Below are 9272 nucleotides of genomic sequence, written 5' to 3' on the forward strand. Positions count from 1 at the left end.
GTGGAACGTTTCTCACGTCTGATTATGGAATATGGATATTGGCCAGGCAAGGGAAAGGTTTTTATATTCAAATTATCGAAATGGGCGCAGAGTATAAGGAGAATTTCACCAATTCAACTTTGCTTTCCCTGGCGTTCATTGTATATTTAGATGAAAGCGTATTTAGGAGGTAGATCGAATGGAAAATAAAGGAACCTCAGTCAGAAGTCTTTTGTTGCGCTATTTAAATAATCAGAAAAAACAAGACAATAATTACTTTATTGCACAGGCGATTCTAAGAAGTTTTTCGAAAATCCCTAAGATGACCATTTATGAACTCGCAGAAGAATGTTTTGTGTCGACTGCAGCGATTTCGCGATTCACTCGAATTTTGGCTTTTTCGTCTTATACGGAATTCAAACAAGCGGTTGAAAAAGAGATCGATATCGTCAGCGATTATTCCAAAAAAGTGATCCAGCCCGTGGAACAATGGGAGGAATTTCTGGACGAATTCACCTCAAATCTTTTGATCAATTTGAGGTACGCCAAAGAACAGCTCTCGGTTTCAGAAATTGAAACAGTGGTCTCTGCGATTCATGAAACAGAAAATGTTGCTTTGTTTGGCTTAGAATTTGCTGCTTTTATGGGACAGCATTTGCAAAGCAAATTAGCAAGCATGGATAAAATTATTCGGATTGGTTTTACAGTGGAAGAACAATTAAAAATTGTGGAAGAAAGCTCGCCAGATAGCTTGGTTTTGATTTTTTCGATGGAGGGTGGTTTCTTTTACTTTAGTGAAAAAGTGATTGCAGCCTTGAAGAAAAAGGGAATCAAAATTATCGTCTTTACGTTTAAGCATTCTCCAATCATTGAACGAAGTGCAGACCAAATTATCCTCTGTGGAGAGATCAACGAAAACACCGAAGGACGGATTGCTATTCTATACATGATGGAGTTACTGATTTATATGTATATGAAAAAGTTCTATTTGCCTCAATAGTTTCATATTTTGAAACAAGACCTTTGTGTTTGAAACCAGAGGTCTTGTTTTGTTGTCGTTAGAATTAATTCTGAATGGTATCGTTTTCTTATAAGGGAAAGGTGGAAGGAACAATGGTTAAAAAAGATTTTTATTGGGGGGCATCAACCTCAGCATTTCAAGTAGAAGGAGGCTTTGGTGAAGGTGGAAAAGGGATTGCAACAACAGATGTGCGTCACGTACCGGAGGGAATTGCTGATTCAAAAGTAGCATCAGATCAGTATCATCATCTATTAGAAGATGTTGAGTTAATGGATGAACTAGGAATTAATCTCTATCGTTTTTCCTTTAATTGGACTCGAATCATGGGGGATGGATATCAGGTCAATCAAGAAGGAATCGAATTTTACAATCAGTTGATTGACGCTTGTCTTGAAAAAGGAATCACCCCTTTTCCAACGTTATACCATTTTGAAATGCCACAAGCTTTTGTGGAGGATTTTGGTGGTTGGCGTTCCCGAAAATGTATTGATCTCTTTGTCAAATATGCTGAAGTCTGTTTTGAAAACTTTGGAGATAGAGTCAAACTTTGGGGAACGATTAACGAGCAATTGATTGCGACTGCTGCTTCAGATTTGAATGGGAATCACGAGTCTGATCCTAATAAAAAAATGAAACAAATGTATCAAATGAGCTATCACATGTCTCTTGCAGAAAAAAAAGCAATTGCCCGTTTTAGAGAGATTGTTAAGAATGGTAAGATTGGTCCAGTTTGTTCGATGCAAGTGGTGTATCCAGAAACTCCGGCACCAGCTGATATTTTGGCATCAAAAAATGCTGAAGACTTTCTGCAAAATTGTTTTCTTGATATGTCTGTTTTGGGACGCTATCCTAAAAGTTATCAGCATTACTTAACAAAAAAAGGCTGGTTTCCGGAAACTAAACCGGATGATGATGAGATTCTTCGCCAAAATAAGCCTGATTTAATCGGTATCAATTACTACGCAAGTACCTGCATCCGATCATTAAAGCCAAAAGAAGATACGAGTAAGTTGCCACCCTTTTACCGCAACGAATTATTTACATTAGGTACAAATACCTATCTGGAGAAGACGAAATGGATGGAATTTGGAATTGATCCTGAAGGGCTATATATCGGGATGAGAGATGTCTATGAACGTTATGGTTTGCCAATGATTGTCACTGAAAATGGCCTAGCTTATTCTGATGTTCTTGAAGATGGAAAGATTCATGATGATTATAGAATTGATTATTTAGAAAATCATATCGCACAATGTGAACGCTTCATTGAGGAAGGATATCCTTTATTGGGATATAGTCCGTGGTCTTTATTAGATCTCGTTAGTTCACATCAGGGCTTTAAAAAACGTTATGGTCTTATTTATGTGGATAGAACAGATACTGATTTGAAAGAATGCAGTAGAATTCCAAAAGACAGTTTCTATTGGTACAAAAAGAGAATCTTTAACCAATAAGTTGACATGATAGATATGGAAAATGAAAATTGTTTTGCAAACTGGCTCTGGGTAGATTGGTTTAGTAAAAAAATTCGGATGACTCCAATTTTCTTACTTAAGGTAGAAAAAGTAAAAGTTTTATTTACAAGAGATTTGGTAAAGGAAGGAATGGAATAAATGACAAAATTTATTGCTAGATTAACAGCTGTATCTGAGAAAATTGCTAACAATACCTTGTTGCAGATTATAACTGGTGCTTTTATGATGATGCTACCAATTACTATGACAGGAGGATTTGCAGGACTTTTTAATGGTATTTCCTATGAACCATATCAAAAAATTTTAACTTCATTTGGTATTAAGCCAATATTGTCAGTAATTTACCAGTGGACATCTGGTACGATTGGTTTGTATCTTGCATTTTTCGTTGCCTATTCATTTGCACAGAAAAAAGATATTTCCAGTTCAAAGCTTATTGTAGGGATTACTTCATTTATTTGTTTTTTTATCATTACACCATACACAGTACCGTCAGAACCAGTTGCAACGAGTTCTTTACCGCTTAATTGGTTAGGTAGTTCTGGTATGTTCAGCTCGTTTCTTGTCGCTTTCATTGTAGGTTCAATTTTCGTTTTGTGTAAAAAATACCATTTGGGAATTAAGTTACCGGATCAGGTTCCAGCATATATTGCCGAACAATTTACGGCGTTAATTCCAGTTATTCTTTCCACAATTGTATTCGGGTTAATTAGTTATAGTTTTTCAATCACCTCATTTGGCTCATTTCATCAGTTTGTCTACACATTAATTGGAACACCTCTGAATGCTTTAGGATCTAATATTTGGGGGCTTTGGATTCTCCAAATTATCATGTATGGTCTATGGTTTTTTGGTATTCATGGAGGAATGACAATTGGTCCCGTTCTTATGACATTGTTTATGCAACTACAATTGGAAAATTTGACAGCGTATCAAGCAGGAAAACCGTTGCCTCATATGTTTATTGGAGATACTCTCAGTTTTGGTACTGGATCTCTCCCATTGTTAGTAGCTATCTTGATTTTTGCTAAATCAGAAGTGAATCGTTCAATTGGGAAACTTAGTTTAGTACCAGCTATTTTCGGAGTTGATGAACCAGCATACTTTGGAATCCCCATGATTTTAAATCCAATCTTTTTCATTCCTTGGGTTCTCATCGCGCCAACATTATCTGTAATTGGAACGCATTTCTTAAAAGTAGTTGGTCTTCTAGGATATAGTACAGGAGCAGGTGGACAAAATACTGCGAGTTTACCATTTTTTATTGGAAATTGGGTAAATTACGGACTTCAAGGCTTAATCTGGGGTTTCATATTATTTGTAATTGTCACTATCTCTTATATTCCATTTGTGAAAGCTTACGATAAACAGAAATTTGATGAAGAAAACTCAAAAACTACAAAATAAGGTGGAGAAAAATGAAACTTTTGATTCAAAGTGATGACTTTGGGATAACTCGAGCTGTTTCACAGGGCTGTATTTTTGGAATTCAAAATGGTGTCATAAAAAATACAGGAATGTTTACCAACATGCCATGGATTGAAGAATGTGTGTTTTTGTTGAAGCCATATATAAATGATATTGCTTTTGGTATTGACTTAAACTTGTCAACTGGATCTTCTTTATTATCGCATTCTGTTATCCCAAATTTAACAAAATTAAACGGTCAATTTTTAACAAGCTATGAAAATCGTCAGTTAGATTGTGAGGAAAATGGGTTTGATCACTTAGCAGATTTTAGTGGGCAAGTATATGATGAATTTAAAGCGCAAATTGAAAAATACATTCAGTTAGTGGGAAAAAAGCCAGACTATATTCACAACCATGCGTATGGTACAGCAACTATCGATACAGTAACAAAAAGACTAGCTAAGGAGTATGATGTCATTTGCACATTGCAATTGATGGAAAAAAATGTGGTGAAGCAAGCTGGAATGGGATGGTATATGCCCGGTGATGCCCAAAGCCAATTGAGCGGAAATCTCACAAACTATATTATTGAAGATAAAGGTAAACTAATCGGCTCAGAATATGGGTATCTAATTTCTCATTGTGGTTATCTAGATGCTGAAATTTTTCAGCTCTCAAGTTTCAATACTTGCCGAGCTATGGACTTACAAGCGTTAACCAGCAATGACGTTAAAGAGTGGATTGAAAATAATCAAATTGAGTTGATTACTTTTAAAGAATTGCCAGATAGTTGGAAGAAATGAGGCTTTGATATTTTCTTATCTATGGAAATATTTATATGATAAAATCTCATTTTTTAATAAAAATCTTGAGTAACTGAGGTTGCGAGAAGAATTCTATCAAGGAAAAATCAGGTTTTATATAATAGATTTCAATAGGAAGCAAGCTGATGATTTGGTGACTTTAGATTTTAAAATAAAAAAAGGAGAACATTATGATTGAACTAGATAAAAGTCCGTACAATTTAACAGTACAACAAATTCAGAAAATACAAAGATTAATTGCCAGTATGAGTAACGAAGCAAAAATTGGTCAGCTTTTTTTCGTGATTGGACAATCAGGTTCTGTAAAGGAATTGACGGCTTTTATTAAGAAATACCAACCGGGAGGAATGATGTATCGCCCCGACAATGCTGAAAAGCTGAAGGATCAGCTAAGAGCAGTCCAAGATGCCAGCACGATACCGTTGTTTCTTTCCGCAAATTTAGAGTCAGGTGGGAATGGTATTCTTACGGAAGGGACATGGGTCGGTAATCCTATGCAGATCGCCGCTACAGATTGCACCGAAAATGCCTATTACTTAGGAAAAATTGCTGGGCTGGAAGCGGCTCGAATTGGTATTAATATGGCTTTTTCACCGATTGTCGATATTGATTATAACTTCAAGAACCCAATCACGAATACTCGCACATTTGGAAGTGATCAAAAACGAATTATTCGCATGGCTCAAGCGCAGATAGACGGTTTTTCTGAGAGTAACATCATTCCAGTGATCAAGCATTTTCCTGGGGATGGTGTTGATGAAAGGGATCAACATTTACTGAGTTCGATCAATTCACTCTCCGCGAATGAGTGGATGGAATCGTATGGGACTATTTATCGACAGTTTATTGAAAAAAACGTCAGCTGTATCATGGTGGGACACATTTATCAGCCTGCGTGGGAGCGAAAACTTTCACCAACGATCAAAGAAACCGAATTGATGCCTGCTTCTTGCTCGAAACTTCTAGTTAACGGGTTACTAAGAGATACACTGGGCTTCAATGGTTTGGCTATCACTGATGCAACACCAATGGTCGGTTACACGACGATCATGCCTCATAGAGAGCGACTCGTTGCTTCAATCAATGCAGGAATCGATATGTTGCTTTTTAATAAAAATATTGATGAAGATTATGAAGTGATCGCATCTGCTGTAAAAGAGGGAAGCATTCGTATGGAACGTTTGGATGAAGCAGTCGCACGAATTTTAGCAGTCAAGATGTACCATGGTTTATTTACTGAAGTAAGGGAAGAGACAGTCAATAGTACTCCTAAAAGTGTCATCGATCGTACTGAATATCAGTGGGTAACGAAAAAAATTGCTGATGAGTCGATTACATTGGTCAAAGACAGAGAAAAACACTTACCACTCACCCCACAACGATACCCTCGAATCCGACTCGTTATTTTGGGTGATTCTGACGACGGTGGATTTAAAGAGGGAGGACGAGTCGGTCCGCTTTTTAAAGCTGGATTAGAAGCTGCTGGATTTGAAGTCAATCTTTTCGATAATCAACAATTGGATTTCCAAGAGGTTTTCGAGGCAGGGGTTGAGGATCTTAGAAATAAATTTGATTTGGCATTGTATGTTGCTAATGTTGAGACCGCCAGCAATCAGACAACAGTTCGTTTGGATTGGAATCATTTGATGGCCGCAAATGCTCCCTGGTATGAAAAGGATCTCCCTACCATTTTTGTTTCTACTGCCAATCCCTATCACCTATTTGACATCCCTTATGTTTCAACTTTTATCAATGCGTATACAGGAAATCCAGAAACAGTGGAGGCTGTAATCCAGAAATTGCTAGGGAAAGAACCGTTTAAAGGTAAGAGCCCGATCGATCCATTTTGTGGGGACTTTTTAGCTAGAGCAAAATAACTTTTATAATAAGGCGGAGAAAAAATGAGACAAAATCGATTACTGAATGATGGCTGGCAATTTCACTTAGGTGAGATAGAAGAGCCAATGAAAACAGTCAGAAAAGCCGCAGCTATCGGTGGCTTGGCAGCTCCGCTTGAAAATGAAGCGGGGGATACTGTTTTGATAGGTGCTGGTGGAGAACATTTTCTACGGCTGATTGCTCAAGGTGATCGTGAAAAAGGCTTGAGAATGTTGGTGAACACTGCTTTGGAAAGTGAACTTGACGAAGATTGGGTATCTGTTGATCTCCCTCATGATTGGAAAAATGAACTTCCGTATGTTAATGATCCCGATTTACTGATGAGTGGATCAAAGCCAGATGGCATTGCCTATTACCGTAAGACTTTTGCGTTAACTCCAGATGAAGTGAACGAAAAGCAAGTGACTCTCCACTTTATGGGCGTCATGCGTATGGCATCTGTCTGGTTTAATGGTGTATTTCTAGGTGATCATTACAGTGGATACTCTGATTTTTCTTTTGATGTCTCTGAACTGATACGCATCGGCTCAGAGGGAGTGAATGTGGTGTTGATCAAAGTGGATACGACGAAAGGCGCGGAAGGCTGGTGGTATGAGGGAGCAGGTATATATAAGGATGTATATTTAGAAATAAAACCAAAGCTTCAGATTGTGGCAGAAGCATCGTTTATCGAAACAACTGAAATAAACCAGCAGGAAGCGCTCCTTAAAATCACCATTGGTCTTGCTAACCATCATTTTGAGAAAAAACAAAAGATAACGATCAAAAGTCAGGTGGCTGATCAACAAAATATCCATGAGTGTAACGTAGATCCTTTGGCGACAACAGAATGGAGTTATTGCCAAAAAATCTGCGCGCCTCAGCTATGGTCTCTCGAGAATCCACATCTATACCAAGCTACTTTTCAACTATTTGATGGCGAGAACCAAATCGATGACTATCAGCTTTGTTTTGGTATTAGGACAGTCGCATATACTACGAAAGGTTTTCTGCTTAATGGGGAACGTAAAGAATTAAGAGGGGTCTGTGAGCATCAAGACTTTGGTGGTCTAGGTGTCGCATTACCAAAAGATATTTTACGGTATAAGCTGTTGAAAATGAAAGAAATGGGGGTAAACGCCTATCGCAGTGCACATCACTTTGCTTCCAAAGATCTCCTTGAATTATGTGATGAATTAGGTATCATCGTTATGAACGAGAACCGCATCTTGGAATCTAGTGAGTGGCGGACAAATGAGCTGGTAAAAATGGTGAAGCAAACACGTAATCATCCTTCTCTTTGTTTTTGGTCCCTTTGTAATGAAGAGGTGATTGGTCATACGCCGCTTGCTTACCGAATTGCACAAAAATTAGCAGCTGTGATCCGAACCCATACTTCGCAAAGTCTCATTGTTTCAGCGGAATTACTTAATCCTGCTGGTCAGGTGGATGCTTCTTATATGCGTATTTTTGATGTGAACGGGGTCAATTATCCTGAGTCTGCTGTAAATGGGACAGGTTTAGTTGCTGTAAAGGAAAAGTATCCGCTATTTTCATATCTTAGTACGGAAAGTGCTTCTTACTTTTCGACAAGAGGGGTCTATCAAGACAACAGCGAAAAATGTCATACTTCAAACTTTGGTTCTCTTTATTCTATGGTCTTACCTGGGAAACGAAAGCCTGAAGAGCCAGGAACCGGTGGTACGGCTAAACCGAAAGAAGTACTGCGTTACTTAGAAGAACATGCCTATATGGGAGGTGTCTTCTTGTGGACATTTATGGATTACTACGGTGAGCCAGCACCGTTTCACTGGCCTGGAATCAGTTCTCAATTTGGAATTACAGATACGGTCGGATTTGAAAAGGATTCTTTTTATTATTATCAATCAAGGTGGACTGAAACACCAATGGTTCATGTGTTTCCTCACTGGAACAAAGAAGGGTTAACAATTGACCAAGGGGTTACGGAGGTGAGGACTTTTTCTAATTGTCATACTGTTGAGTTGTTTCTGAACGGGAAGAGTTTTGGAAAGAAAAAAATGATAAAGATGGCCTATCTTGGCATATTCCTTATGAACCAGGTTGTTTAAAAGCCATTGGTGTCAAAGAGGAACAAACAATTGAAGCAACTCGAAAAACAAGCGGTCCGACTGATTCTGTCACAGTTAAAGAACGATTCTGTGGAGCGGACTACTCTCTATTTGAGATCCAAGGAATCGATTCAGAAGGGATCGAGGTGCCAACTGCAGACGAACTTGTAGCGGTTTTGGTAAAAAATGGAACAATCCTCGGACTTGCTAATGGCGATCCCGCAGATCTAGACGGGTATAATTGCCAAGAGAAAAAACTTTTTTCAGGAAAATTAATGGCAATCATAAAAAAAGAACCAGGAAAAGTACCGCTTATCCAAGCAGCACTAAAAAAAGGAAAATAGCATTATAAAAATGTAAGTAATTTGAAAAAGTCAATGTTAGATGGTGACTTTGACGAAGGAACCATTACTATTTCTAGTGGAATAGAGTTTATTAAGTAAATTAAGAGTTGTAGTGATATATATAAGAATTAATGGGCGACGTTAGAAGCAGAAATTATAATTGAAATTTAGGAGAGCAAGTGGGTATAGACGATAAGTCTATTGATAACAAGTTACAAAAGGTGTTCAGAAAATGATGATATGCTCCCTAT

General features: G+C 37.9%; 7 protein-coding genes. All 7 read left to right on the forward strand.

What is annotated here, in order from left to right:
* The first annotated feature begins 178 nt into the window (after window positions 1-178).
* Window positions 179-979, forward strand: coding sequence for a MurR/RpiR family transcriptional regulator (locus tag EG2_RS17670; protein WP_029486209.1), 801 nt, complete (start codon window positions 179-181; stop codon window positions 977-979).
* A 113-nt stretch (window positions 980-1092) separates the two neighbouring features.
* Window positions 1093-2454: a glycoside hydrolase family 1 protein gene (locus tag EG2_RS17675; RefSeq protein ID WP_060815621.1), complete on the forward strand. Its 1362-nt coding sequence runs from the start codon at window positions 1093-1095 to the stop codon at window positions 2452-2454.
* 159 nt (window positions 2455-2613) lie between these two features.
* Window positions 2614-3882 carry a PTS sugar transporter subunit IIC gene (locus EG2_RS17680; RefSeq protein WP_060815623.1) on the forward strand — a complete coding sequence of 423 codons (1269 nt, stop codon included), beginning with the start codon at window positions 2614-2616 and terminating at the stop codon, window positions 3880-3882.
* 11 nt (window positions 3883-3893) lie between these two features.
* Window positions 3894-4688 carry a ChbG/HpnK family deacetylase gene (locus EG2_RS17685; RefSeq protein ID WP_060815625.1) on the forward strand — a complete coding sequence of 265 codons (795 nt, stop codon included), beginning with the start codon at window positions 3894-3896 and terminating at the stop codon, window positions 4686-4688.
* A gap of 191 nt (window positions 4689-4879) precedes the next feature.
* On the forward strand, window positions 4880-6586 hold the full coding sequence (locus EG2_RS17690; RefSeq protein ID WP_060815627.1) for a glycoside hydrolase family 3 protein: 1707 nt from the start codon (window positions 4880-4882) through the stop codon (window positions 6584-6586).
* Window positions 6587-6610: 24 nt separating this feature from the next.
* Entirely contained in the window at window positions 6611-8677 is a 2067-nt protein-coding gene (locus EG2_RS17695) for a glycoside hydrolase family 2 TIM barrel-domain containing protein (protein ID WP_231476343.1), read from the forward strand.
* 146 nt (window positions 8678-8823) lie between these two features.
* The gene (locus tag EG2_RS19855) at window positions 8824-9021 is read left to right on the forward strand and encodes a hypothetical protein (protein ID WP_231476341.1); all 198 of its coding nucleotides are present in this window, start codon (window positions 8824-8826) and stop codon (window positions 9019-9021) included.
* Window positions 9022-9272: the final 251 nt, after the last annotated feature.

It is taken from the genome of Enterococcus gallinarum NBRC 100675 (assembly GCF_001544275.1).
Taxonomy (GTDB): domain Bacteria; phylum Bacillota; class Bacilli; order Lactobacillales; family Enterococcaceae; genus Enterococcus_D; species Enterococcus_D gallinarum.